This is a genomic window from Enterobacter sp. 04-C-12-SI-ECC (assembly GCF_047530715.1).
Taxonomy (GTDB): domain Bacteria; phylum Pseudomonadota; class Gammaproteobacteria; order Enterobacterales; family Enterobacteriaceae; genus Enterobacter; species Enterobacter bugandensis.
In genome coordinates this window covers 133651-158663 of record NZ_JBLKDI010000005.1, presented here as the reverse complement: position 1 = coordinate 158663, position 25013 = coordinate 133651, and the positions used below count along the sequence as shown (strand labels likewise).

The window sequence follows — 25013 nt, the reverse complement described above, 5'->3', positions numbered from 1 at the left end:
CCCGGCGAGCGCAGCGCCACCGGGCATTACGTACTTAGCGTTTTGAACCGTAATAGACTTCGTTCCAGCGCAGCACATCTTTAAAGGCTGGCAGACGGGTGTCGTTATCAATCACGGTCAGCTCGATATCGTGCAGCTCGGCAAACTGGCGCATATCGTTCAGGTCCAGCGCGTGGCTGAAGACGGTGTGGTGCGCGCCACCCGCCAAGATCCACGCCTCTGACGCGGTTGGCAGGTCCGGCTGCGCTTTCCACAAGGCATTGGCAACCGGCAGCTTCGGCAGAGAGTGCGGGGTTTCAACCGCATCGACGCAGTTCACCAGCAGGCGGAAGCGGTCGCCCAGATCGATCAGGCTGGCGTTGATGGCCGGGCCGGTACGGGTATTGAAGATCAGACGCGCCGGATCGGCTTTACCGCCGATGCCGAGGTACTGCACGTCAAGGATCGGCTTTTCCTCTACCGCGATGGAAGGACACACTTCCAGCATGTGCGAGCCGAGCACCAGATCGTTGCCGTTCTCGAAGTGATAGGTGTAGTCCTCCATAAAGGAGGTGCCGCCCTGCAGACCGGTCGACATCACCTTCATGATGCGAAGCAGAGCGGCAGTTTTCCAGTCGCCTTCGCCGGCAAAGCCGTAGCCCTGCTGCATCAGACGTTGTACTGCCAGACCCGGCAGCTGTTTCAGGCCGTGGAGGTCTTCAAAAGTGGTAGTAAAAGCATGGAAGCCGCCCTGTTCCAGAAAACGCTTCATGCCCAGCTCAATGCGTGCGGCATCCAGCACGTTCTGGCGCTTGTCGCCGTTAATTTGCGCCGCAGGCGTAAGGCGGTAGCTGCTTTCGTACTCTTCCACCAGCGCGCTCACGTCGCCGTCGCTGATTTCATTTACCACCTGCACCAGGTCGCCCACCGCCCAGGTATTGACGGAGAAGCCGAACTTGATCTGCGCCGCGACTTTATCGCCGTCGGTCACCGCCACTTCACGCATGTTGTCGCCGAAACGCACCACTTTCAGGTGGCGGGTATCCTGCTTAGAGACCGCCTGACGCATCCAGGAGCCAATGCGTTGTTGCGCCTTGCCGTCCTGCCAGTGGCCGGTGACCACAGCGTGCTGCTGGCGCATGCGCGCGCCGATGAAGCCGAACTCGCGGCCGCCGTGCGCGGTCTGGTTCAGGTTCATGAAGTCCATGTCGATGCTGTCCCACGGCAGGGAGGCATTGAACTGAGTGTGGAACTGCAGCAGCGGTTTGTTGAGGATTGCCAGGCCGTTGATCCACATTTTGGCCGGTGAGAAGGTGTGCAGCCACACGACCAGTCCGGCGCATTTGTCGTCGTAGTTGGCGTCACGGCAGATATTGGTGATTTCGTCCGGCGTCGTACCCAGCGGCTTCAGCACCAGTTTGCACGGCAGTTTGGCTTCCGCGTTCAGCGCGTTAACCACGTGCTCCGCGTGTTTCGTTACCTGCTGCAGCGCTTCCGGTCCGTACAGATGCTGGCTGCCAATCACAAACCACACTTCATAATTATTAAAAATGTTCATCATCGTGTCCTTAATGGGTCAGGGTTGCCGTAGTTTCCGCGGTGCTTTTGGCCGGGGCGGCGACAGGGAGATAGTGAAGCTCGGCGCTTTTTGCCCATTGCTGGTAGCGCTGATAAAGCTGTTCAAAGCGTCGTGCCTGCTGGACACGCGGCTGGAGCGTGTTTTCGACGGCGCTTGCCATATGCTGCTGCGCGGTCGGGATATCCGGATGAACGCCTGCGGCCACGGCAGCGAAAATCGCGGCGCCCAGCGCGCAGCACTGATCGGAGGCCACAATCTGCAGCGGACGGTTCAGCACGTCGCAGCAGGCCTGCATAATCACCGGGTTTTTACGGGCGATACCGCCCAGCGCCATCACGTTGTTCACGTCGATGCCCTGTTCGGTGAAGCACTCCATAATGGCGCGCGCGCCGAACGCGGTGGCGGCAATAAGACCGCCGAACAGCGCCGGGGCATCGGTCGCCAGATTGAGATCGGTAATCACCCCCTTCAGGCGCTGGTTGGCAAATGGCGTGCGGCGACCGTTAAACCAGTCCAGCACCACCGGCAGGTGGTCGAGGGATGGATTTTTTGCCCAGGCTTCGGTGAGCTGCGGCAGAAGCTGTTTTTTGCTCGCGGTAATCTGCGTTTTCAGCTCAGGATGCGCGGCAGCCAGCTGATCCAGCGGCCAGCCGAGCACCCGGCCAAACCAGGCGTAGATATCGCCAAATGCGGACTGACCGGCTTCGAGGCCGATAAAGTCCGGCACCACGCTGCCGTCAACCTGGCCGCAGATCCCTTTCACCGCGCGGTCTCCGACGCTGGTTTTATCTGCCGTCAGGATGTCGCAGGTGGAGGTGCCGATCACTTTCACCAGCGTGTTAGGCTGCGCACCCGCGCCCACGGCGCCCATGTGGCAGTCGAACGCGCCGCCGGAAATGGTCACGTTTTGCGGCAGGCCGAGACGCGTCGCCCACTCTTCGCAGAGCGTGCCGACCGGAATATCGGCGGTGAAGGTGTCGGTAAAGAGCGGGTATTTCAGGTTGTTGTTGATGATCGGGTCAAGTTCATCGAAGAACGCTGCCGGAGGAAGACCGCCCCAGCCTTCATGCCACAGGGATTTATGCCCGGCGCTGCAGCGGCCGCGGCGGATATCCTGCGGGCGAGTGGTGCCGGAGAGCAGGGCGGGAACCCAGTCGCACAGCTCAATCCATGATGCTGCGGCCTGGGCGACCGAAGCGTCCGCGCGGGTAACGTGCAGGATTTTGGCCCAGAACCATTCGCTGGAGTAGATGCCGCCGATGTAGCGCGAGTAGTCGGTTTTGCCCGGCTGATGGCATAAGCGGGTGATGGCTTCCGCCTCTTCCACGGCGGTATGGTCTTTCCACAGCACGAACATGGCGTTCGGGTTGTCGGCAAACTCCGGGCGCAGCGCCAGCACGCGGCCTTCAGCGTCCACCGGGGCTGGCGTTGAACCGGTGCTGTCGACGCCAATCCCCACGACGTCGGCCCGCTGGGCGTCAGTCAGTTCAGCCAGCACGGTTTTGATCGCCGCTTCCATCGATTCAATGTAATCGCGCGGGTGGTGACGGAACTGGTTGTTTGGCGCATCGCAGTAGCGCCCCTCTTGCCAGCGCGGATACCACTCAACGCTGGTTGCTATCTCCTGGCCAGTCGTACAGTCCACTGCCAGCGCGCGAACCGAGTCGCTGCCAAAATCGAGGCCAATTGCAATTGCCATGGTGTTGCTCCATCCGAAACAGGTATGGAAGAACATTAGAGACTGGGGATAAAAATCGTCAGGCAGGATCCGCTAATCTTATGGACTAAATTGCTGTTACGACGGAAAGTGTGACGCCGTGCAAATATTCAATGTGGACATTTCTGCCGCACTTATAGACACTTTTGTTACTGCTTCTCTGCCCGTGCCGGCAGAAAAATCAGGGGAAAAGGCTGAAACATGGCGGACGTAAAAGAGGCGTGATGCTTTTTGGATCTTTTCGCAGGCCATTTTTATACTGCTTTTAACGATATGGACAAATGGTTTCCTTCAGGACCCTTGGGAGAACTGAATCTATGGCCGAACCGCAAAACGATCCCCTGCTGCCGGGATACTCATTTAACGCCCATCTGGTGGCGGGGCTGACGCCAATTGAGGCCGAGGGGTATCTCGATTTTTACGTCGACCGGCCGCTCGGCATGAAAGGGTATATTCTGAACCTGACCGTACGCGGGGAAGGGGTGATAAAAAACGGCGATCGGCAGTTTGTTTGCCGCCCGGGCGATATGCTGCTGTTCCCGCCGGGGGAGATCCACCACTACGGGCGTCACCCGGATGCCAAAGAGTGGTATCACCAGTGGGTCTATTTCCGCCCGCGTGCCTACTGGCAGGAGTGGCTCTCATGGCCGGCTATTTTCGCGCAAACCGGTTTTTATCGTCCGGATGAGGCGCATCTGGCGCAGTTTCGTGAACTGTTTGCACAAATTATTGAGGCGGGGCAGGCGGGCGGGCGCTATGCCGAACTGCTGGCGATCAACCTGCTTGAGCAGGTGCTGCTGCGCCGCATGGAGGCGATCAACGAGTCGCTTAACCCGCCGCTGGATAACCGCGTCCGCGACGCCTGCCAGTACATCAGCGACCATCTGGCCGACAGCCAGTTTGATATCGCCAGCGTTGCCCAGCACGTCTGTCTTTCGCCATCCCGCCTGTCACACCTGTTCCGCCAGCAGCTTGGCGTGAGCGTGCTGAGCTGGCGTGAGGATCAGCGCATCAGCCAGGCAAAGCTGTTGCTCAGCACCACCCGGATGCCTATCGCGACCGTCGGACGCAACGTGGGCTTTGAAGATCAGCTCTATTTCTCTCGAGTGTTTAAGAAGTGCACCGGCGCCAGTCCCAGTGAATTCCGCGCGGGATGTGAATAAACGGTAAACATTCAGGTGAACTTCATGAGCATCCTGTAAACTATTCAGACAATTGATGCCTTGACGCGGTGCGGGGCGCTAAGCAGAATCGCTGATTCGTTTTCTGACCGGAATAGTTATGCAGGCATTGCTGGAACACTTTATTACCCAGTCCGTTATGTACTCGCTCATCGCCGTGGCGCTGGTGGCGTTTCTGGAATCGCTGGCGCTGGTTGGGCTGATCCTGCCTGGCACCGTGATGATGGCGGGGCTTGGGGCGCTGATCGGCAGCGGTGAGGTCAATTTCTGGCAGGCGTGGCTGGCCGGGATTATCGGCTGCCTGCTGGGGGACTGGATCTCCTTCTGGCTGGGCTGGCGCTTTAAGAAGCCGCTGCACCGCTGGTCGTTCATGAAAAAGAACAAAGCGCTGCTGGATAAAACCGAACATGCGCTGCACCAGCACAGCATGTTCACCATTCTGGTAGGCCGCTTTGTCGGGCCAACGCGTCCGCTAGTGCCGATGGTGGCGGGGATGCTGGATCTGCCCGTCGCAAAATTCGTGGTGCCGAACATTATCGGCTGCGTATTCTGGCCGCCGTTTTACTTCCTGCCGGGGATCCTCGCGGGTGCGGCCATTGATATCCCTGACGGTATGCAAAGCGGTGAGTTCAAGTGGCTGCTGCTGGGAACGGCGGTGCTGCTGTGGCTGGCGGCCTGGCTCTGCTGGCGGCTATGGCGCAGCGCGAAAGCCAGCGTCGATCGCCTGACGCGCTATCTCCCGCGCGCGCGCCTGCTCTGGCTGGCCCCGCTGACGCTGGGCGTGGCGGTGGTGGCGCTGGTCGCGCTGATTCGTCACCCGCTGATGCCGGTGTACGGCGAGATCCTGCTGAAGGTGGTGAGCCGTTAAGGTGTTTTCCCTCTCCCCGTGGGAGAGGGCCAGGGTGAGGGCGTCAGACCGCACGAATGCCCAACAATGAAGACGCCCCCGTGTTACCACTCAGAAGTTCTTCTGTTTCTCCATCCCACAAAATCCGTCCCTCCGCGATCACTACCGATCGCGGCGCAATGCGTGCGGCATCTTCAATGCTGTGCGAAACCATCAGCATCGTGATCTGCTGGCGCTGGCAAACCTCTTCCACCAGCGAGAGCATCTCCTGGCGCAGGGCCGGGTCGAGTGCCGAGAAGGGTTCGTCGAGCAGCAGCAGCGGCTGTTCGCGCACCAGACAACGTGCCAGCGCCACGCGCTGACGCTGGCCGCCGGAAAGCTCACCGGGCAGTCTTGAAATCAACGCGGACAGGCCCATTTGTTCGGCAATCGCCTCCAGCTTCTGACGCTGCGCAGCATTGAGTTTTAACCCCGGATCGATTCCCAGCGCGATGTTCTGCCACACCGTAAGGTGATTAAACAGATTGTTTTCCTGAAACAGCATCGACACCGGGCGCTTAGCCGGCGGAGCGTAGGTATACTCGCCATTATCAATGAATATCGACCCGCTGACAGGCTGCAAAAAACCGGCAATCAAATTGAGCAGGGTACTTTTACCGGCCCCGCTTGGGCCAAGCACCGCAATTCGCTCTCCCTGACGAACAGAGAGGGTAAAACGCATCGGCAGATGCTGGTAAAGCCAGGTTACATCAGTCAGTTTTAACATCACGCCCCGGGAGTTTTTCGATAACGGTAAATAACGCAAAGCACAGCACCAGCAGTAAAAGTGCCGTGACCGCGCCGTCCTGGCTGCGATAGGAGCCAATTTGCTGATAAAGCCAGAACGGCAGCGTGCGGAAATCCTCGTTGCCAAAGAGGGCCACCACGCCAAAATCCCCAATCGACAGCACGCAGGCGAAGGCCATCGCCTGGGCGAGCGGCCGCTTCAGGGCGCGTAGTTCGACCACTTTCAGCCGCCGCCAGCCCATAATGCCAAGGGACTGGCACAGGGCGCTGTACCGGCTGTTAACATCCCGCATCGGGTTTTCCAGCACCTTCAGCGCGTACGGTATGGCCATTAAGGCGTTGGTAAAAATGACGATGCCGTCGGCGCTTTCCGGCAGGCCGATGGTGCTGTTAAACATTAAAAAGAAGCCGGTCGCCAGCACAATGCCCGGCATCGCCAGGATCAGCATGCCCGTCAGTTCCAGCGCGTGTCCGGCTTTACGGGCATGTCGCGCGTACAGCTCGCGGCTGCTCCAGAGCAGCATCATGGTCAGCGCCACGCAGATTAGCCCGGCTGCCAGCGCGATACGCAATGAGGTCCATGTGGCTTGCCACAGGACCGGCTGTTGAAGTACCGATACCACATTCCTGTTGAGGCCATCGGCGATCACGGCCAGCAGCGGCGGCAGCAGAAGCAGGAGCGCCAGCGCAATCAGCATCACGTCCGAGATGCGGCTGTGCAGGCTGTCCTGCGGATCGCGCCAGCCAGAAAGATTATTGCTTCCTGCGGGGATCGCTTTGCTCAGCCGCTGGCTGAGTAACACCAGCGCCAGGCAGCACACCATCTGTACGATCGCCAGCAACGCGGCGCGGCCCGGATCGTAGTCGTAACTTAATGCCTGATAGATCGCCAGCTCAATGGTGGTGGCCTGCGGGCCGCCGCCGAGAGAAAGCACGGTCGCAAAGCTGGCGAAACAGAGCATAAAGATCAGCGCGGCCACCGGGGCAATCTGGCGTCGCAGCCACGGCCATTCGACAAAGCGGAAGAATGACCATCCGCGCATGCCGAGCTGGGCGGCAATCTGTCGCTGCTCGCCGGGAATGTTCTCCAGCGCCTGTAAAAACAGGCGCGTCGCCATCGGCATATTGAAGAAAATGTGTGCCAGCAGGATGCCCTTCAGGCCGTAAGGGGAGAAGGTCCATTCCAGACCAAGCAGGTTGAAGAGGGAGGCCAGCCAGCCCTGACGACCGTAGACGCTCAGGATGCCAAAGACGGCCACCAGTACGGGCAGGATCAGCGTCATGGCGCACAGGCGCAGCAGTGCCAGCCTGCCGGGGAAACGTCTGCGATAGAGGGCGCGCGCAAGGAAAATGGCCGGGATGACTGACAGCAGCGCGGAAAGAAACGCCTGCCAGAAGGAGAAACGGATGACGTGCCAGAGATAGCTATCGTGCCAGAGCGCGAGCAGATCGCTCTCTGGCGCGTTAAACCACAGCGCCAGAAACGCTCCCAGACTGACGACCACCATCAGTATGGCGGCAATCAGTCCGGGAACTAACCAGCCGGGGATCAGCGGCTGACGGCGCGTTGCCATTCGCTTATCCATGCGGCGCGCTGCGCGGCAACCTGCTGCGGCGTAAATTCCAGCGCGGTCTGCGGTTTGTTCAGCTGCTCAAAGCCTGCCGGCAGCGCCGCGTCGGTAACCGGGTACATCCAGTTGCCCGTCGGAATGGCGTTCTGGAATGCCGGGGAGACCATAAATTTCAGGAACTTCTCGGCCAGTTCCGGCTGCTTGCTGGCAGCGGTCCGCGCCGCCACTTCCACCTGGAGATAATGCCCTTCGGCAAAGTTCGCGGCGGCGTAGTTGTCTTTCTTCTCGGCAATAATATGATAGGCCGGAGAGGTGGTGTAGCTCAGCACCAGATCGCTTTCGCCTTTCAGGAACAGGCCGTAGGCTTCGCTCCAGCCTTTAGTGACCGTAACGGTTTTCGCAGCCAGCTTTTGCCACGCCTCCGGCGTTTTGTCGCCGTAGACTTTCTGCATCCACAGCAGCAGGCCCAGACCCGGCGTGCTGGTGCGCGGATCTTCGTATATCACGCGCCATTTCTGGTCGCTTTCGACCAGCTCTTTCAGGCTCTTCGGCGGGTTCTTCAGCTTGTTTTTATCGTAGACGAACGCAAAGTAGCCGTAATCGAAGGGAACGAAGGTGTCGTTTTTCCAGCCGCCCGGCACGTTTACGGCATCTGCCGCCACGCCGCTTTTGGCAAACAGTTTAGTTTGCGTGGCGGCTTCCAGCAGGTTGTTATCCAGCCCGAGCACCACGTCGGCCTTGCTGTTTTTCCCTTCCATGCGCAGGCGGTTAAGCAGCGACACGCCATCTTCCAGCGCCACGAACTTCAGCTCGCAGTTGCAGTCGGCTTCAAAGGCTTTTTTAACCACCGGGCCGGGGCCCCAGTCGGCGGAGAAGGAGTCGTAGGTATAGACCGTCAGAACAGGCTTAGCAAAAACAGGCAGCGCAACCAGCGCCAGCAGAGGAAGAACGTTTTTTAACACTTTGCACCTCAGGGTTGAGTGGCAAAGGATTTTGAGAAACAGCCTCAAATCCCTTCGCCGGCGTTATCCGGATCAGGTTCGACGGGTATTATCTCAGCGCACATCTGTGATGCAGCACCCCGTTGAGAACGGCGCTATTGTAATGATTTGGTGAATATTACGAAAGCGTTATGGCTCCGGCGGCGCAAACCAGGCGGATTTAAAATCAAACCAGCCCAGGGTATTCATCCGCAGGCCGCGCATGCTGCGCTGTCCCTGGATCAGCAGCCAGTGGTGGATCAACGGTACGATCGTCTGCCCGGCCAGCAGCTCCTGGCACCACGCGGCCAGATCCATCTCTCCTGCCCGCCACTTCGCGGCGTCCTGCTGCCAGTCCCGGCTGATGCAGTACTGAATGAGAGGCACTTCATACAGGTGTGAAAAGAGCGAGAAATCAAGCGGCAGCGTGAAGTTGGCGCTGTTGAGCCAGATATCGCTGACGACATCCCCGCGGTGCCATTCATCATAATCGACTTCCTGTATCGCCAGCGTCACGCCCTCGGCTGCCAGCAGCTTACTCATGATCCTTGCGATAAACCGGTGCTCAATGTGATCGCGATAGTAGCTGAGGGTGATGGTCTCCAGCCCGGCGGGTTTTTCACTGCGCACCGGCTGAGCATGGTGCCAGCGCGGAAGCAGGCCATAGGCCGGAAACCACCAGGTCTGGTATTGCTCTTCAGCGTGATAAATCAGGTTCGCCGGGGCCAGAATATGGCTGATCCACTTGCGGACGTCGTGGTTCGCCCCGCGGTGGCTGCGGCTGTCAAAAAGAAGATAGTAGCAGCCCTCCTCCAGGCGACTCTCGAACGCCTTTTCGCTGGTTGTTGGCCCCTCCAGGGTGAGGCCTGCGCTCAGCTCTTCGTTGAGGTCCGGTAACACCCAGACGTTCACTTCGTCGATCAGCGCCCGATAGCCGAAATAGTCATCGAAGGCGCGGATCTTCAGCTGATTGCTGTTATTGCGCGTAACGGAGTAGGGGCCTGTACCGATCGGCTGGCTGGAAAAATTGTTCAGGGATCGCCACTCGGCAGGCAGGATCATTGAGGGCACATAGCCCAGCAGCCACGGCAGCCATCTGTCCGGCTGGGACAGCTCAATGTCCAGCGTCCAGGCCGTTGGGGAGTGGATCCGCGTGATATGCGAATAGAGCGGCAGCGTGCGGGCGCGCTCTAAAGAAGCGATGACGTCACGCATCTCCAGCTCGCGGCCATGGTGGAAGTGAATGCCCGGGCGTAAAAAGAAACGCCAGTGCAGGGGGGAAAGCTGCTGCCAGTGATGGGCGATATCCGCTTCCAGTTCCCCGTTTTCCTCATTTATTTTCGTCAGGCCGCTGAATATCTGTCGGGCCATGTGGGTTTCAGAGCGACGCAGCGCCGTACCGGGCAGCAGATTTTTCATTGGGCGGTAGTAAAGCACCCGCAGAATGTGGCGTCCCTGACGAAAGCTGCGTCCCAGGTGCGAGACCAGCATCTGGCGCACGGCGGCTTTGTCGCCCACCAGCTGGACCAGCTGATCGATGCGGTCCTGCTCCAGCAGATCCTCCGCCCGCTGCTGCTGCAGCGCCAGGCCGGTATACAGGAAGGTCAAGCGTGAGCGCTTGCCGCGTCCCGCCTCGGCCTCCCAGCTTAGCCAGCCCTGCTGCTGCATAGTGTTGAGTAACGTGCGCATATGGCGGCGAGAGCAGTTGAGGAGTTCTGCCAGCTCGTTAAGCGTTGTCTCCTGCGATTGACCCTCGCAGCACTGCCACAGGCGGATAAATTGTTGTTGCAGTCGACCGGATGGCATAAAAGAGGAACTCCTGACAAAAAATCAGCAATTTATTAATCCCTATATTAAGCCAATAATGCTTCCCGATGAAGTGAGGAGGTAAATTATGAAGAGGTCTACCGCACGTCAGTTTTATCAGCAGTACTTTTCAGCGACAAAGGGAGTGTCCTGGCTGGCCCGCCAGTGTGCAGAGCACCGGCTGAGAATCCTGGAAGATCTGATGCAGTGGGACGTTACGAAACCGACCTCTTCTCGCTAACTCGCCTCGATCATGTGTGACTGAGTATTGGTGTTTATCACCCGCCAGCAAAATGTTTTTGCTGGCTTTTTTCGTTTATTCTTTCACCCAATTTCGATTCGCTTTCACAAGGACTTGCGCATGCTGTGGTTGATGACGATGGGGCGCCGCCTGAACGGCGTGTACGCCGCTTTTATGCTGGTGGCCTTCATGATGGGCGTGGCCGGTGCGCTACAGGCACCGACGCTGAGCCTGTTTCTCAGCCGCGAGGTGGGGGCGCAGCCGTTTTGGGTGGGCCTGTTTTATACCGTTAACGCGATTGCCGGGATCCTCGTTAGCCTGGGGCTGGCGAAACGATCCGACAGCCAGGGCGATCGCCGCAGGCTGATCCTCTTTTGCTGCGCCATGGCCGTGGGCAACGCGCTGCTTTTTGCCTTTAACCGTCATTACCTGACGCTCATCACCTGCGGCGTGCTGCTGGCCTCTCTGGCGAACACTGCCATGCCGCAGCTGTTCGCGCTGGCCCGTGAATATGCCGACAGCTCGGCGCGAGAGGTGGTGATGTTCAGCTCGGTGATGCGCGCACAGCTCTCGCTCGCGTGGGTCATCGGTCCGCCGCTGGCCTTCATGCTGGCGCTGAACTATGGCTTTACGGTCATGTTTTCTATCGCGGCAGGCATTTTTATTATCAGTCTGGCTCTGATTGCCTTTGCGCTGCCGTCTGTCGCCCGGGTTGAGCAGACGACGGATAAGCCGATCACTCAGGTGAGCGGCTGGCAGGATAAAAACGTGCGGATGCTGTTTATCGCCTCCACGCTGATGTGGACCTGCAACACCATGTACATTATTGATATGCCGCTGTGGATCAGCAGCGATCTAGGCCTACCGGACAAGCTTGCGGGGATCTTAATGGGGACCGCCGCCGGGCTGGAAATTCCGGCGATGATTCTGGCGGGGTATTACGTTAAGCGCTTCGGAAAGCGTCGGATGATGATTGTTGCCGTGGCGGCCGGGGTGCTGTTCTACGCGGGACTGCTACTTTTCCATTCGCGTGAAGCGTTGCTGGCGCTACAGCTGTTTAATGCCGTGTTTATTGGCATCGTTGCCGGGATCGGCATGCTCTGGTTCCAGGATCTCATGCCCGGCCGCGCCGGCTCTGCGACTACGCTTTTTACCAACAGCATTTCGACGGGCGTTATTCTGGCGGGGGTGATTCAGGGCGCGCTGGCGCAAAGTTATGGTCATGCCTCGGTTTACTGGATGATTGCGGCGATTTCAGTGGTAACGCTTGGGCTGACCTGCCGGGTCAAGGATGTTTGATTCTGGAAGGTGGCTTCACGAAATGAAACGATTTTCTGACAGATACAGAGAAGGCGCATAGAGTGCGTGACGGGTGCTTGAGGCTGTTTGCCTCAGGCTTTCGCAAGAGGCAAACAGTGGAGAGTCCCACATCAAAAAACTGATGGGGAGACAAACTTCACAACCAACATTGCGAGGTTAGTCTCTTCATTGCCGAAAAGCAATAAGGAGGCTGGAATGCCAAAACGTACTCTGCTGTTAGGTTTGTTTCTGATCTGTACGACGCTATTGATCTTCACCTGGATGGTGCGTGATTCGCTGTGTGAGTTGCACTTCAGACAGGAGAAAACAGAGCTGGCGGCAGTGTTGGCTTACGAAGCGAAACGTTAGCGGTATTGGCGGGGGAAGTGTCCCCGCCTCTCCAGAGTGGTTGAGCCTCAACGCACCCTTATCAATGGCCCGCGCCCTGCGGGCCATTGCCTTTAGCCCATAAACGCAGGCTGTTTTTTCTCGTACGCTGAGATGGCGTCCTCGTGCTGGAGCGTCAGGCCAATGCTGTCCAGACCGTTCAACATGCAGTGGCGACGGAAGGCATCAATGCTGAAGCTGTAGGTCTTATCCCCGGCTTTCACCACTTCCGCTTCCAGATCCACCTCAAACGCCATCCCCGGATTTGCCTTAACCAGCGCGAACAGTTCATCGACCTGCTCGTCGCTCAGCGTCACAGGCAGCAACTGGTTGTTGAAGCTGTTGCCATAGAAGATATCCGCGAAGCTCGGGGCGATAACCACCTTAAAGCCGTAGTCGGTCAGCGCCCAGGGCGCATGCTCACGCGAGGAGCCGCAGCCGAAGTTTTCCCGCGCCAGAAGAATGGATGCACCTTTGTATTCCGGGAAGTTCAGGACGAACTCCGGGTTTGGCACTTCGCCTTTGTCGTCCAGAAAACGCCAGTCGTTGAACAAGTGTGCGCCAAAACCGGTGCGGGTCACTTTCTGCAAAAACTGCTTCGGAATGATCGCGTCCGTATCGACGTTAGCGGCGTCCAGCGGGACAACACGGCCCGTATGTTGGGTAAATTTCTCTGCCATGATTGTCTCCTTATTTCAGGCTGCGAATATCGGCGAAATGGCCGGTGACTGCCGCAGCGGCGGCCATTGCCGGGCTGACCAGGTGGGTGCGTCCACCCCGGCCCTGACGGCCTTCAAAATTACGGTTGCTGGTGGAGGCGCAGCGTTCGCCCGGATTCAGGCGGTCGTTGTTCATCGCCAGACACATGGAGCAGCCCGGCAGACGCCATTCGAAGCCTGCTTCGATAAAGATCTTATCCAGTCCTTCCGCTTCCGCCTGGGCTTTCACCGGACCGGATCCAGGAACCACCAGCGCCTGCACGCCCGGCGCCACTTTGCGGCCTTTGGCAATCTCTGCCGCCGCGCGTAAATCCTCGATACGGGAGTTGGTGCAGGAGCCGATGAACACCTTATCAATGTTCACGTCGGTCAGCGGTACGCCGGGTGTCAGCCCCATATAGGCCAGCGCTTTTTCCGCGCTGGCGCGTTCGACCGGATCGGCGAAGGAAGCCGGGTCAGGAATGCTGTCGTTGACGGAGATGACCTGGCCAGGATTGGTACCCCATGTGACTTGCGGCGCAATCTCTTCCGCCTGCAGCGTGACAACGGTATCAAAGGTGGCACCGTCGTCAGTTTTCAGGGTTTTCCAGTACGCGACCGCGTCGTCAAAATCCTGACCTTTCGGCGCGTGCAGACGGCCTTTCACATAGTTGAAGGTGGTTTCGTCCGGTGCGACCAGGCCTGCTTTAGCGCCCATCTCAATAGCCATATTGCACAGGGTCATGCGACCTTCCATGCTCAGCGCCTGAATGGCTTCACCGCAGAATTCCACCACGTGACCGGTACCGCCTGCGCTGCCGGTTTTGCCGATAATCGCCAGCACGATATCTTTCGCAGTGATACCCGGCGCGGCTTTGCCCTTCACCTCAATCTTCATGGTTTTGGCGCGGCCCTGTTTCAGAGTCTGCGTCGCCAGAACGTGCTCAACTTCCGATGTGCCGATGCCGAACGCCAGCGCGCCAAACGCGCCGTGGGTCGCGGTATGGGAGTCGCCGCAGACGATGGTCATGCCCGGCAGCGTAATACCCTGCTCAGGTCCCATCACGTGGACGATGCCCTGATACGGGTGGTTCAGATCGTACAGCTCCACGCCAAATTCGTTGCAGTTCTTGATCAGCTCCTGCATCTGGATGCGCGCCATCTCCCCGGAAGCATTGATGTCTTTGGTCTGGGTGGAGACGTTGTGATCCATCGTGGCAAAGGTTTTACCCGGCTGGCGCACCGGACGCTTGTGTGCGCGCAGGCCGTCGAAGGCCTGTGGAGAGGTCACTTCGTGCACCAGGTGGCGGTCAATGTACAGCAGCGGGGTTTCGTTTGGCGCCTCGTAGACAACGTGCGCATCAAACAATTTTTCATATAACGTCTTGGCCATGATTACACCCCTTCAGCGACATAGCGGGCAATGATGTCGCCCATTTCATCAGTACTGACTGCTGCCGTGCCGCGCGCTAAGTCACCGGTACGGACGCCTTCTTCTAACGCCCGGTTAATGGCGTTTTCAATTGCGGTTGCTGCGTCGCCTGCATCGAGGCTGTAGCGCAGCAGCAGGGCCAGGGAGAGGATCTGCGCAATCGGGTTCGCAATGTTCTTGCCTGCGATATCCGGCGCGGAACCGCCCGCCGGTTCGTACAGGCCAAAGCCTTCTTCATTCAGGCTGGCGGATGGCAGCATGCCCATAGAGCCGGTGATCATCGCGCACTCGTCAGACAAAATATCGCCGAACAGGTTGGAGCAGAGCAGCACGTCAAACTGGGACGGATCCTTAATCAGCTGCATGGTCGCGTTGTCGATGTACATATGCGACAGCTCAACGTCCGGGTACTGCTTAGCGACTTCACTGACGATCTCGCGCCACAAAATGGACGACTGCAGCACGTTCGCCTTATCAATGGAGGTCACCTTATGGCGGCGCTTGCGTGCAGATTCAAAGGCGATATGGGCGATACGTTCAATTTCGAAACGGTGGTACACCTCGGTATCAAACGCTTTCTCGTGCTGCCCGCTGCCTTCGCGACCTTTTGGCTGACCGAAGTAGATCCCGCCCGTCAGCTCACGCACGCACAGTATGTCGAAACCGTTGGCCGCGATATCCGCGCGCAGCGGACAAAACTCTTCCAGCCCCTGATACAGCTTAGCCGGACGCAGGTTACTGAACAGCTTAAAATGTTTACGCAGCGGCAGGAGCGCGCCGCGCTCTGGCTGCTCTGCCGGCGGCAGGTGTTCCCATTTTGGGCCACCGACGGAGCCAAACAGCACGGCATCGGCATTTTCGCAGCCTTCAACGGTGGTTTTCGGCAATGGCGTTCCGTGGTTATCAATCGCAATACCGCCCACGTCGTAGTGGCTGGTGGTAATTTTCATCGCAAAACGCGAGCGAACGGCTTCCAGTACTTTCAGCGCCTGTGCCATCACTTCCGGACCAATACCGTCACCCGGCAACACAGCAATATGGTAGTTCTTCGACATTACACGGTTTCCTTGTTGTTCTCTTTATTCTGAGCTTTGCGTTGCAACTCTTTTTCGACTTCAGCGGCGCGCCAGATGTTGTTCAGGACGTGCACCATCGCTTTCGCGGAGGATTCGACAATATCCGTCGCCAGGCCCACACCGTGGAAACGGCGGCCATTATAGTTGACGACGATATCCACCTGACCCAGCGCGTCTTTACCGTGCCCTTTCGCCGTCAGGTCGTATTTCACCAGCTCTACGTCGTACTCGGTAACGCGGTTGATCGCCTGATAGATGGCATCCACAGGGCCGTTACCGTTGGCGGCTTCCGCTTTGATTTCATCACCGCAGGCCAACTTGACCGAGGCGGTAGCGATGTCGCTGGAGCCGGACTGCACGTTGAAGTAGTCCAGACGGAAGTGCTCTGGCTCTTCCTGCTGCTTGTTGATGAAGGCCAGCGCTTCCAGGTCGTAATCGAATACCTGGCCTTTCTTGTCGGCCAGCTTCAGGAACGCGTCGTACAGCTGATCCATGTTGTAATCGCTGTCCTGATAGCCCATCTCTTCCATCCGGTGTTTCACTGCCGCACGACCGGAACGGGAGGTCAGGTTCAGCTGAACCTGGTTCAGGCCGATGGATTCCGGAGTCATGATTTCGTAGTTTTCACGGTTTTTCAGCACGCCGTCCTGGTGAATACCGGAGGAGTGGGCGAACGCGCCGGTTCCAACAATCGCCTTGTTAGCCGGGATCGGCATGTTGCAAATCTGGCTGACGGTCTGGCTGGTGCGCCAGATTTCATTGTGATTGATGCGGGTGTGCACGTTCATGATGTCTTTGCGGACCTTGATGGCCATGATCACTTCTTCCAGTGAACAGTTGCCCGCGCGTTCACCGATACCGTTCATTGCACCTTCTACCTGACGTGCACCGGCGTGCACCGCAGCGATGGCATTGCCTACGGCCAAGCCCAAATCATCATGGGTATGTACTGAGATGATTGCTTTATCAATGTTAGGTACGCGCTCATACAGGCCGGTAATGATGTTGGAGAACTCAAACGGCATGGTATAGCCGACGGTGTCCGGGATGTTGATGGTTTTAGCGCCCGCGTTGATGGCGGCTTCGACTACGCGCGCCAGGTCTTCAATCGGCGTACGGCCCGCATCTTCACAGGAGAATTCAACGTCATCGGTGTAGTTGCGTGCGCGCTTAACCATGTATACCGCGCGTTCAATGACCTCATCCAGCGTGCTGCGCAACTTGGTTGCGATGTGCATTGGTGAGGTTGCAATAAAGGTATGAATACGGAAGGCTTCGGCCACCTTCAGCGACTCAGCCGCAACGTCAATGTCTTTCTCTACGCAGCGCGCCAGACCGCACACGCGGCTGTTTTTAATGGTGCGGGCGATAGTCTGTACGGATTCAAAATCACCCGGAGAGGAGACGGGGAAACCGACCTCCATCACGTCGACGCCCATACGCTCGAGAGCCAGCGCAATCTGCAGTTTTTCTTTTACACTCAGGCTTGCCTGTAATGCCTGTTCACCGTCACGTAAAGTAGTATCGAAAATAATGACTTGCTGGCTCATGGGTTAGGTCCTTGTCAGTCTTAGGGCGCCTTGCTACGAGCATAAAAAAACCCGCGCAGTGGCGCGGGTTTTTAGTCTTACTGGTGACGATTCAACGCTGAATTTCGCCCGCCAGTCTACCGCGCACAGTGGATGCGTTTAGTAGTAGTAGACCGATGAAACGAATGGTGCGTGTCATGAATCGTGCTCCGTTAAATTCAATATGCTTTTAGTGGTACTGGATACAGCTGGGCATGTCAACCCCTGATGGTAAAAACGGCCCCAGAAGGCTAAACAGAGAGGGTGTGTTGTTTAGCTTATTGTGCTGGGTTTTCGATTTTTAACTTAACTAATTGTCTATTTTTGGACTTAAAAAACATTTGCAGAAACGAATAAACATAACTGGTATTTTTCAGGTGACGCAGTCCTCACAAATGCTTTCTCTTTAAACCGTTTTACTATCATCGAGTTATCTTTTTTGAGAGAACTTTTTCTCCCTTCAAATAGAATCATTGATAACAGATTGTTAACTTAATTCTGCTCAATGTCGATAACAGTTTAATTATACTTAAGTCATCCTTAACTGGATGGTTATTGTATATTGATTTGGTTTATGGTTTCATTCAAACACTAAAGTTAAGCATATCCTTTGTGCCGTTTTGTATTATAGCATTATTAGATAATCTTTATATATTCCGATTTTTAAACAATTTTCTTTCGCTGGTCGTATCTGCATGGTAAATCATATTTTTCGAAATTATTACAGTGCGTTGGCGAAGGGAGTGTAGCGTGACAGTGGAGTCAGAAGTGCCAGAAAATAATATTAAACAACCACAGATTACTGATGGAATTAAACCACAGTTACGCACGGTGGATCTTAATCTACTGACGGTGTTTGATGCTGTCATGCAGGAGCAGAATATCACGCGTGCGGCACAAGCCCTGGGGATGTCACAGCCTGCCGTAAGTAATGCCGTTGCCAGGCTTAAGGTTATGTTCAACGACGAATTGTTTGTTCGTTATGGAAGAGGGATCCAGCCTACAGCGCGGGCTTTCCAGCTTTTCGGCTCCATCCGCCAGGCGCTGCAGCTGGTGCAAAATGAGCTGCCGGGCTCGGGCTTTGAACCCTTAAGCAGTGAGCGAGTATTCCATCTCTGCGTCTGCAGTCCATTAGATAATTATCTGACGTCAATTATTTATAATAAAGTTGAAGAGATCGCACCTAATATTAATCTCGTCTTTAAATCGTCCTTAAATCAAAACACCGAACACCAGTTACGTTACCAGGAAATCGAATTCGTCCTGGGTTATGAAGAATTCCGCCGTCCTGAATTTTCCTGTGTACCGCTGTTTAAAGATGAAATGGTGCTGGTTGCCAGCAAAAAACATCCACGACTGAATGCGCCGTTACGTGAAAGTGACGTTTATAGCGAACAGCATGCCGTTGTTGCGCTCGACAGATATGCCTCCTTTAGCCTGCCCTGGTACGACACTGCGGAGAAACAGGCGAGCGTGGCTTATCAGGGGATGGCCATGGTCAGCGTGTTAAACGTCGTTTCCCAGACGCAGCTGGTGGCAATTGCCCCACGCTGGCTGGCAGAAGAGTTCTCTGGCGCGTTAAATCTGCAAATTTTGCCTCTGCCGCTCAAGCTAAATAGCCGCACCTGCTATCTCTCCTGGCATGAAGCTGCTGGACGGGATAAAGGACACCAGTGGATGGAAGAGCTACTTATTAGCATCTGCCGTCGGTAATCGAGTCAGGATAAATTGCATCTTTGCATGTGATTTATCCTGGTTTTGTTTCTTTTATTAATATTTTGTTCTGTTACGTATTTTATCTGGCGCCTGCCAGGCCCGTAAAAATAGATGATTTTCTACATCGCCGCGCTTTTCAGCGATGATTTATCATCTCATCCCCTAATTTCAGATGAATTAACCATATCCTCTGACAATGTCTGTTTTTTCTGCTTTCACGGCCTCTTCTCTCTCCTGGTTTGCGAATTGCCTGCCTCATAACGAGCGGTTAAGGTAAGTATCACTCTGCAAAATAGAAGACGGGTTCATCCCGATCGCAAGACGGTGCGGAAATGAATTCGGCGGTCCGTCTATAACAAAATGCCTGGAGGCAAAGCATGGAGATGTTGTCTGGCGCGGAAATGGTCGTCCGGTCGCTGATCGATCAGGGCGTAAAGCAAGTGTTCGGCTATCCTGGCGGCGCGGTCCTCGATATTTATGACGCACTGCATACGGTAGGGGGTATTGACCATGTGCTGGTACGCCATGAGCAGGCGGCGGTACATATGGCCGATGGCCTGGCGCGTGCGACGGGTGAAGTGGGCGTGGTCCTGGTCACGTCGGGGCCCGGTGCGACAAACGCCATTACCGGCATTGCGACCGCGTACATGGACTCTATTCCGCTGGTGATCCTTTCCGGACAGGTCGCGACATCACTGATTGGCTATGATGCGTTTCAGGAGTGCGACATGGTCGGGATTTCGCGTCCCGTCGTGAAGCACAGCTTCCTTGTCAAGCAAACCGAAGACATTCCTGGCATTCTGAAGAAGGCGTTCTGGCTGGCGGCAAGCGGGCGCCCGGGGCCGGTGGTGGTCGATCTCCCTAAAGATATCCTGAACCCGGCAAACAAGCTGCCTTATGTCTGGCCGGAATCGGTGAGCATGCGCTCTTACAACCCAACAACGCAGGGCCACAAAGGTCAGATCAAACGCGCGCTGCAAACGCTGCTGGCCGCTAAAAAACCGGTGGTCTATGTCGGTGGCGGGGCCGTCAATTCAGCGTGTGAGGCACAGCTTCGTGAACTGGTTGAAAAGCTCAATCTTCCTGTTGCGTCATCGCTGATGGGACTCGGAGCGTTTCCCGCTACCCACCGACAGGCGCTCGGCATGTTGGGTATGCACGGTACCTATGAAGCCAACATGACGATGCATCATTCTGACGTCATCTTTGCCGTTGGCGTGCGTTTTGACGATCGTACCACCAACAACCTGGCGAAGTATTGCCCGAACGCCACCGTGCTGCACATTGATATCGATCCGACGTCAATTTCAAAAACGGTGTCTGCTGATGTACCTATCGTCGGCGACGCGCGACAGGTCCTTGAACAAATGCTGGATCTGCTGGCGCTGGAAAACACAGCGCAGCCGCTGGATGAAATCCGTGACTGGTGGCAGCAAATTGAGCAATGGCGCGCGCGGCAGTGTCTGAAATATGACACCCAAAGCGAGCATATTAAGCCGCAGGCGGTCATCGAAACGGTATGGCGACTGACGAAAGGCGACGCGTATGTGACCTCTGACGTGGGCCAGCATCAAATGTTTGCCGCCCTCTATTATCCGTTTGATAAACCGCGTCACTGGATCAACTCGGGAGGTTTAGGCACGATGGGCTTTGGCCTGCCTGCCGCGCTGGGCGTGAAGCTGGCGCTGCCCAATGAAACCGTCGTCTGCGTGACCGGAGACGGCAGTATTCAGATGAACATTCAGGAACTTTCCACCGCGATGCAATATGAGCTGCCGGTACTGGTGCTCAACCTTAATAACGGCTATCTCGGTATGGTGAAGCAGTGGCAGGATATGATCTACTCGGGCCGCCACTCTCAGTCATATATGAAATCGCTGCCGGATTTTGTTCGTCTTGCTGAAGCTTACGGTCATATAGGGATGCGGGTGACCGATCCGGCTGAGCTGGAAACGAAGCTCGCCGAAGCGCTTGAGCACGTTAAAAACAACCGTCTCGTCTTTATGGATGTCATCGTTGATGGAACCGAGCACGTTTATCCGATGCATATTCGCGGCGGCGGTATGGACGAGATGTGGTTAAGCAAAACGGAGAGAACCTGATATGCGCCGGATATTATCGGTATTACTGGAAAACGAGTCTGGCGCACTGTCGCGCGTCATTGGGCTTTTTGCGCAGCGTGGCTATAACATTGAAAGCCTGACCGTGGCGCCAACGGACGATCCGACGCTGTCGCGTATGACGATTCAGACCGTTGGCGATGCCAAGGTAATTGAGCAGATCGAGAAACAGCTGCATAAGCTGGTCGATGTGCTGCGCGTAAGCGAGCTAGGGCAGGGCGCTTACGTTGAGCGTGAGGTCATGCTGGTCAAAATACAGGCCAGCGGTTACGGGCGCGAAGAGGTCAAACGCAATGCGGATATCTTCCGCGGACAGATCATCGACGTCACGCCTTCTCTTTATACGGTTCAACTGGTCGGAACCAGTGACAAGCTGGACGCTTTCCTGGCATCCGTGCGGGATGTAGCAAAAATTGTTGAGGTGGCGAGATCGGGGATCGTTGGTCTGTCACGCGGCGAGAAAATCATGCGGTAGTTGTTAAAAAGGTTCGCCTCTTTCAGCCCGGTCACCAAAGCCGGGCTTTTTTTTGCGTAATCAGCCGACAACGCAGATAAAAGCGGTTGCCGCGAAGGCTTTTCTGCGTTTAGATGTTAAAAGATTTAACCATAACCTTGACAGGGCCATGGACTCTTTTCTTTTTTTAAGGGGCAATTGTGAAACTGGATGAAATCGCCCGGCTAGCCGGCGTGTCACGAACAACGGCCAGCTATGTGATTAACGGCAAAGCAAAGCAGTACCGCGTCAGCGATAAGACCGTTGAAAAAGTTATGGCGGTGGTTCGTGAGCATAACTACCATCCGAATGCTGTCGCTGCCGGCCTGCGTGCCGGGCGCACCCGCTCTATTGGTCTGGTGATCCCGGATCTGGAAAACACCAGCTATACCCGTATCGCCAACTATCTCGAACGTCAGGCCCGCCAGCGCGGTTACCAGCTGCTGATAGCCTGTTCTGAAGACCAGCCCGATAACGAGATGCGCTGCATTGAACATCTGCTCCAGCGTCAGGTCGATGCCATCATCGTCTCGACCTCCTTACCGCCGGAGCATCCGTTTTACCAGCGCTGGGCGAACGATCCGTTCCCCATCGTGGCTCTGGACCGCGCGCTCGATCGTGAGCATTTCACAAGCGTAGTGGGTGCCGATCAGGATGACGCGGAAATGCTGGCCGCTGAGCTGAGAACCTTCCCCGCTGAAACGGTGCTGTATCTTGGCGCGCTGCCCGAGCTTTCCGTAAGCTTCCTGCGTGAGCAAGGGTTCAGAACCGCCTGGAAAGACGATCCGCGTGAAGTCCACTATCTCTATGCCAACAGCTATGAACGCGAAGCCGCTGCGCAGCTGTTCGAAAAATGGCTGGAGACGCACCCGATGCCCCAGGCGCTGTTCACCACGTCATTTGCCCTTCTGCAGGGGGTAATGGATGTCACCTTGCGTCGTGAAGGCAAGCTTCCCTCTGACCTGGCGATCGCCACGTTTGGGGATAACGAGCTTCTCGATTTCCTTCAGTGCCCGGTGCTGGCGGTGGCCCAGCGTCACCGAGATGTAGCGGAACGCGTCCTGGAGATTGTTCTGGCGAGCCTGGATGAGCCGCGCAAACCGAAGCCGGGTCTGACGCGTATCAAACGTAATCTCTATCATCGCGGAATTTTGAGCCGTCATAAATGAAATGACGGGGCGGCGAAAAACCGCCCCTTTTTACTGGAATAATTGGCCGAGTTAATTCCCGCAATGAAATTAGGATAATTCTTGAGAGTTCCTAATCTACTATTTTTCTTAATTCATTTTGCCGTTTAAAATGGTCCTTAAAGAATCATGAAGCGATTTTTAAAAGCCTCTCTTTGTATTACTTTGTTACAAACCCTCTTCGGTCGATGAATATTCAGACGTTTTTCCTTCCCCCCGACCGGCCAGCAACGCAACCGCCGCTTCTACCGACCGATTGAGCGAATCTGGCGCTGTCATCCCCTGACAATCTGTCATAAAATGCTGCCCGCGTCGCAAACTGACACTTTATATTTATCTGCGATGATATTGAGTGAGCCTTAACGCTAGTGTGCATATTCGGTTTTTTTCTTACAAATATTCATAACGTTAATTTTGCCTCGCCAGTTGTGCAGTTATTAACCGGGACTGTTTATCTCTGTAAATAGTGGGCATACAGCCTCGTATAGGGAGAGTCCTGGCTTGACAAGCTTTTCCCTCGCTCCGTAAACTCCTTCAGGTGGGAATTTGTGGGTTAAAGTGGTGAGGAGGGGTGAGACTGGCATGTTCCGTGGAGCAACGTTAGTCAATCTCGACAGCAAGGGGCGTTTATCGGTACCAACCCGATACCGCGACCAGCTGATTGAGAATGCTTCGGGTCAAATGGTTTGCACCATTGACATTAACTCCCCCTGCCTGCTGCTTTACCCCTTGCCTGAATGGGAAATCATTGAGCAAAAGCTGTCGCGACTGTCGAGCATGAACCCGCAGGAACGCCGCGTGCAGCGGCTCTTATTGGGACATGCCAGTGAATGTCAGATGGATAACGCCGGGCGATTACTGATTGCTCCTGTGTTGCGGCAACATGCCGGTCTGACCAAAGAAGTGATGCTGGTCGGGCAGTTCAACAAGTTTGAACTGTGGGACGAAACGACCTGGTATCAACAGGTCAAGGAAGATATCGACGCTGAGCAGTCTGATTCCGCAACTTTATCGGAACGGCTGCAGGACTTGTCTCTATAAATATGATGGAAAATTATAAACATAAAACCGTGTTACTGGACGAGGCCGTGAACGGCCTGAATATTCGTCCGGATGGCATCTACATTGATGGCACGTTTGGTCGCGGTGGTCACTCGCGTTTGATCCTCTCCCAGCTTGGAGAGGAAGGACGCCTGCTGGCAATCGATCGCGATCCGCAGGCGATTGCCGTTGCACAGACCATCAATGACCCACGCTTTTCCATCGTGCATGGACCTTTCTCTGCGCTCGCGGATTACGTGGCCGAGCGCGATCTTACGGGCAAGATCGACGGGATTCTTCTCGATCTTGGCGTCTCTTCACCCCAGCTTGATGATGCAGAACGCGGCTTCTCCTTTATGCGCGATGGTCCGCTGGATATGCGGATGGACCCGACGCGCGGCCAGTCTGCCGCCGAATGGCTACAGACCGCTGACGAAGCAGATATTGCCTGGGTGATCAAAACCTTCGGCGAAGAACGTTTTGGCAAGCGCATTGCGCGCGCCATCGTTGAGCGCAACCGCATTGAGCCGATGACCCGCACCAAAGAGTTGGCCGAGGTGATCGCGGCGGCAACGCCGGTGAAGGATAAGCACAAACATCCCGCGACCCGTACCTTTCAGGCGGTTCGCATCTGGGTAAACAGTGAACTGGAGGAAATAGAGCTGGCGCTAAAAAGCTCGCTCGACGTGCTGGCCCCGGGTGGGCGGTTATCCATCATCAGCTTCCATTCGCTGGAAGACCGCATTGTAAAACGCTTCATGCGTGAACAGAGCCGCGGTCCTCAGGTTCCAGCGGGGCTGCCGATGACGGAAGAACAACTCAGGAAGCTGGGGGGCCGTCAGTTGCGAGCATTAGGCAAGTTGATGCCGGGCGAAGAAGAGGTGGCAGAGAATCCACGTGCCCGTAGTTCAGTGCTGCGAGTTGCAGAGAGGACGAACGCATGATCGGCAGAGTGACAGAAACCCTAAGCAAAGTTAAGGGATCGTTAGGAAGCAACGAGCGCCATGCCTTGCCTGGCGTGATCGGCGACGATCTTTTGCGATTCGGGAAACTGCCACTCTGCCTGTTCATTTGCATCATTGTTACGGCAGTTACGGTGGTGACCACAGCTCACCATACACGTTTATTGACTGCGCAACGCGAGCAACTGGTGCTGGAACGCGATGCGCTGGATATTGAATGGCGAAATCTGATCCTTGAAGAAAACGCGCTCGGCGATCACAGCCGGGTTGAACGGATCGCAACGGAAAAGCTGCAGCTGCAGCATGTTGATCCTTCCCAGGAAAATATCGTAGTACAAAAATAAGGG

At 56.0% G+C, this 25013-nt stretch carries 23 protein-coding genes and 1 riboswitch; of the genes, 12 read left to right on the top strand and 11 right to left on the bottom strand.

What is annotated here, in order from left to right:
• Nucleotides 1–34: 34 nt before the first annotated feature.
• On the bottom strand, nucleotides 35–1537 hold the full coding sequence (gene araA, locus ACMWL8_RS10390) for an L-arabinose isomerase (RefSeq protein ID WP_045259443.1): 1503 nt from the start codon (nucleotides 1535–1537) through the stop codon (nucleotides 35–37).
• 10 nt (nucleotides 1538–1547) lie between these two features.
• On the bottom strand, nucleotides 1548–3257 hold the full coding sequence (gene araB / locus ACMWL8_RS10385) for a ribulokinase (RefSeq protein ID WP_045259444.1): 1710 nt from the start codon (nucleotides 3255–3257) through the stop codon (nucleotides 1548–1550).
• Nucleotides 3258–3592: 335 nt separating this feature from the next.
• On the opposite strand from araB, the gene araC reads away from it, so the two are divergent.
• Both araC and ACMWL8_RS10375 read left to right on the top strand, forming a co-directional pair.
• Nucleotides 3593–4438, top strand: coding sequence for an arabinose operon transcriptional regulator AraC (araC, locus tag ACMWL8_RS10380; RefSeq protein ID WP_028015490.1), 846 nt, complete (start codon nucleotides 3593–3595; stop codon nucleotides 4436–4438).
• 118 nt (nucleotides 4439–4556) lie between these two features.
• Complete coding sequence (locus ACMWL8_RS10375) at nucleotides 4557–5324, top strand: DedA family protein (protein ID WP_045259445.1); 768 nt, start codon at nucleotides 4557–4559, stop codon at nucleotides 5322–5324.
• A 43-nt stretch (nucleotides 5325–5367) separates the two neighbouring features.
• Here the strand turns inward: ACMWL8_RS10375 and thiQ are convergent, their stop codons facing one another.
• From thiQ to sgrR, 4 genes are all read right to left on the bottom strand, one after another.
• Nucleotides 5368–6069, bottom strand: coding sequence for a thiamine ABC transporter ATP-binding protein ThiQ (thiQ, locus tag ACMWL8_RS10370; RefSeq protein WP_045259446.1), 702 nt, complete (start codon nucleotides 6067–6069; stop codon nucleotides 5368–5370).
• Nucleotides 6053–7663, bottom strand: coding sequence for a thiamine/thiamine pyrophosphate ABC transporter permease ThiP (gene thiP / locus ACMWL8_RS10365; RefSeq protein ID WP_045259447.1), 1611 nt, complete (start codon nucleotides 7661–7663; stop codon nucleotides 6053–6055). Before thiP ends, thiQ begins: the two co-directional genes overlap by 17 nt.
• On the bottom strand, nucleotides 7639–8622 hold the full coding sequence (gene thiB, locus ACMWL8_RS10360; RefSeq protein WP_028015494.1) for a thiamine ABC transporter substrate binding subunit: 984 nt from the start codon (nucleotides 8620–8622) through the stop codon (nucleotides 7639–7641). The genes thiP and thiB overlap by 25 nt, the downstream gene beginning before the upstream one ends.
• 31 nt (nucleotides 8623–8653) lie before the next feature.
• Nucleotides 8654–8754: riboswitch (TPP riboswitch) on the bottom strand.
• A 36-nt stretch (nucleotides 8755–8790) separates the two neighbouring features.
• Entirely contained in the window at nucleotides 8791–10446 is a 1656-nt protein-coding gene (sgrR, locus tag ACMWL8_RS10355; protein WP_045259448.1) for an HTH-type transcriptional regulator SgrR, read from the bottom strand.
• An 88-nt stretch (nucleotides 10447–10534) separates the two neighbouring features.
• Here sgrR and sgrT point away from each other — a divergent pair, with 88 nt between their 5' ends.
• From sgrT to ACMWL8_RS10340, 3 genes are all read left to right on the top strand, one after another.
• Nucleotides 10535–10687: a glucose uptake inhibitor SgrT gene (sgrT, locus tag ACMWL8_RS10350; RefSeq protein ID WP_032644974.1), complete on the top strand. Its 153-nt coding sequence runs from the start codon at nucleotides 10535–10537 to the stop codon at nucleotides 10685–10687.
• 120 nt (nucleotides 10688–10807) lie between these two features.
• The gene (locus ACMWL8_RS10345) at nucleotides 10808–11986 is read left to right on the top strand and encodes a sugar efflux transporter (protein WP_028015496.1); all 1179 of its coding nucleotides are present in this window, start codon (nucleotides 10808–10810) and stop codon (nucleotides 11984–11986) included.
• Nucleotides 11987–12202: 216 nt separating this feature from the next.
• Nucleotides 12203–12355, top strand: a complete 153-nt coding sequence (locus tag ACMWL8_RS10340) for a Hok/Gef family protein (protein ID WP_010427008.1) — start codon at nucleotides 12203–12205, stop codon at nucleotides 12353–12355.
• 92 nt (nucleotides 12356–12447) lie between these two features.
• On the opposite strand, the gene leuD is transcribed toward ACMWL8_RS10340, so the two are convergent.
• From leuD to leuL, 5 genes are all read right to left on the bottom strand, one after another.
• Nucleotides 12448–13053: a 3-isopropylmalate dehydratase small subunit gene (gene leuD, locus ACMWL8_RS10335; protein ID WP_028015497.1), complete on the bottom strand. Its 606-nt coding sequence runs from the start codon at nucleotides 13051–13053 to the stop codon at nucleotides 12448–12450.
• Between the two features lie 10 nt (nucleotides 13054–13063).
• The gene (gene leuC / locus ACMWL8_RS10330) at nucleotides 13064–14464 is read right to left on the bottom strand and encodes a 3-isopropylmalate dehydratase large subunit (protein WP_045259449.1); all 1401 of its coding nucleotides are present in this window, start codon (nucleotides 14462–14464) and stop codon (nucleotides 13064–13066) included.
• Nucleotides 14465–14466: 2 nt separating this feature from the next.
• A complete protein-coding gene (gene leuB / locus ACMWL8_RS10325; RefSeq protein ID WP_045259450.1) occupies nucleotides 14467–15558 on the bottom strand; it encodes a 3-isopropylmalate dehydrogenase in 1092 nt (363 codons plus the stop codon).
• Complete coding sequence (leuA, locus tag ACMWL8_RS10320; protein ID WP_028015499.1) at nucleotides 15558–17129, bottom strand: 2-isopropylmalate synthase; 1572 nt, start codon at nucleotides 17127–17129, stop codon at nucleotides 15558–15560. The genes leuB and leuA overlap by 1 nt, the downstream gene beginning before the upstream one ends.
• 91 nt (nucleotides 17130–17220) lie before the next feature.
• Nucleotides 17221–17307 (bottom strand): leu operon leader peptide, encoded by an 87-nt coding sequence (leuL, locus tag ACMWL8_RS10315; RefSeq protein ID WP_071993742.1) that lies wholly within the window; start codon nucleotides 17305–17307, stop codon nucleotides 17221–17223.
• A gap of 608 nt (nucleotides 17308–17915) precedes the next feature.
• On the opposite strand from leuL, the gene leuO reads away from it, so the two are divergent.
• The 7 genes from leuO (at nucleotide 17916) to ftsL (ending at nucleotide 25010) form a co-directional block, all read left to right on the top strand.
• A complete protein-coding gene (leuO, locus tag ACMWL8_RS10310; protein WP_041911249.1) occupies nucleotides 17916–18860 on the top strand; it encodes a transcriptional regulator LeuO in 945 nt (314 codons plus the stop codon).
• A 380-nt stretch (nucleotides 18861–19240) separates the two neighbouring features.
• Nucleotides 19241–20965, top strand: coding sequence for an acetolactate synthase 3 large subunit (gene ilvI / locus ACMWL8_RS10305; protein WP_045259451.1), 1725 nt, complete (start codon nucleotides 19241–19243; stop codon nucleotides 20963–20965).
• Nucleotide 20966: 1 nt separating this feature from the next.
• Nucleotides 20967–21458: an acetolactate synthase small subunit gene (gene ilvN, locus ACMWL8_RS10300; protein ID WP_045259452.1), complete on the top strand. Its 492-nt coding sequence runs from the start codon at nucleotides 20967–20969 to the stop codon at nucleotides 21456–21458.
• Between the two features lie 179 nt (nucleotides 21459–21637).
• Nucleotides 21638–22645, top strand: coding sequence for a catabolite repressor/activator (cra, locus tag ACMWL8_RS10295; protein ID WP_014168621.1), 1008 nt, complete (start codon nucleotides 21638–21640; stop codon nucleotides 22643–22645).
• A 600-nt stretch (nucleotides 22646–23245) separates the two neighbouring features.
• Complete coding sequence (gene mraZ / locus ACMWL8_RS10290) at nucleotides 23246–23704, top strand: division/cell wall cluster transcriptional repressor MraZ (protein ID WP_010426995.1); 459 nt, start codon at nucleotides 23246–23248, stop codon at nucleotides 23702–23704.
• A 2-nt stretch (nucleotides 23705–23706) separates the two neighbouring features.
• The gene (gene rsmH / locus ACMWL8_RS10285; protein WP_045259453.1) at nucleotides 23707–24648 is read left to right on the top strand and encodes a 16S rRNA (cytosine(1402)-N(4))-methyltransferase RsmH; all 942 of its coding nucleotides are present in this window, start codon (nucleotides 23707–23709) and stop codon (nucleotides 24646–24648) included.
• Complete coding sequence (gene ftsL / locus ACMWL8_RS10280; RefSeq protein ID WP_006173860.1) at nucleotides 24645–25010, top strand: cell division protein FtsL; 366 nt, start codon at nucleotides 24645–24647, stop codon at nucleotides 25008–25010. Before rsmH ends, ftsL begins: the two co-directional genes overlap by 4 nt.
• Nucleotides 25011–25013: the final 3 nt, after the last annotated feature.

Coding starts and splice junctions, on each gene's coding strand:
- araA (WP_045259443.1), bottom strand. CDS start 1,537: ATGAACATTTTTAATAATTATGAAGTGTGGTTTGTGATTGGCAGCCAG.
- ACMWL8_RS10340 (WP_010427008.1), top strand. CDS start 12,203: ATGCCAAAACGTACTCTGCTGTTAGGTTTGTTTCTGATCTGTACGACG.
- ilvN (WP_045259452.1), top strand. CDS start 20,967: ATGCGCCGGATATTATCGGTATTACTGGAAAACGAGTCTGGCGCACTG.
- araB (WP_045259444.1), bottom strand. CDS start 3,257: ATGGCAATTGCAATTGGCCTCGATTTTGGCAGCGACTCGGTTCGCGCG.
- leuC (WP_045259449.1), bottom strand. CDS start 14,464: ATGGCCAAGACGTTATATGAAAAATTGTTTGATGCGCACGTTGTCTAC.
- thiQ (WP_045259446.1), bottom strand. CDS start 6,069: ATGTTAAAACTGACTGATGTAACCTGGCTTTACCAGCATCTGCCGATG.
- sgrT (WP_032644974.1), top strand. CDS start 10,535: ATGAAGAGGTCTACCGCACGTCAGTTTTATCAGCAGTACTTTTCAGCG.
- leuA (WP_028015499.1), bottom strand. CDS start 17,129: ATGAGCCAGCAAGTCATTATTTTCGATACTACTTTACGTGACGGTGAA.
- ACMWL8_RS10375 (WP_045259445.1), top strand. CDS start 4,557: ATGCAGGCATTGCTGGAACACTTTATTACCCAGTCCGTTATGTACTCG.
- ACMWL8_RS10345 (WP_028015496.1), top strand. CDS start 10,808: ATGCTGTGGTTGATGACGATGGGGCGCCGCCTGAACGGCGTGTACGCC.
- leuB (WP_045259450.1), bottom strand. CDS start 15,558: ATGTCGAAGAACTACCATATTGCTGTGTTGCCGGGTGACGGTATTGGT.
- rsmH (WP_045259453.1), top strand. CDS start 23,707: ATGATGGAAAATTATAAACATAAAACCGTGTTACTGGACGAGGCCGTG.
- ilvI (WP_045259451.1), top strand. CDS start 19,241: ATGGAGATGTTGTCTGGCGCGGAAATGGTCGTCCGGTCGCTGATCGAT.
- ftsL (WP_006173860.1), top strand. CDS start 24,645: ATGATCGGCAGAGTGACAGAAACCCTAAGCAAAGTTAAGGGATCGTTA.
- mraZ (WP_010426995.1), top strand. CDS start 23,246: ATGTTCCGTGGAGCAACGTTAGTCAATCTCGACAGCAAGGGGCGTTTA.
- sgrR (WP_045259448.1), bottom strand. CDS start 10,446: ATGCCATCCGGTCGACTGCAACAACAATTTATCCGCCTGTGGCAGTGC.
- leuL (WP_071993742.1), bottom strand. CDS start 17,307: ATGACACGCACCATTCGTTTCATCGGTCTACTACTACTAAACGCATCC.
- leuD (WP_028015497.1), bottom strand. CDS start 13,053: ATGGCAGAGAAATTTACCCAACATACGGGCCGTGTTGTCCCGCTGGAC.
- thiP (WP_045259447.1), bottom strand. CDS start 7,663: ATGGCAACGCGCCGTCAGCCGCTGATCCCCGGCTGGTTAGTTCCCGGA.
- araC (WP_028015490.1), top strand. CDS start 3,593: ATGGCCGAACCGCAAAACGATCCCCTGCTGCCGGGATACTCATTTAAC.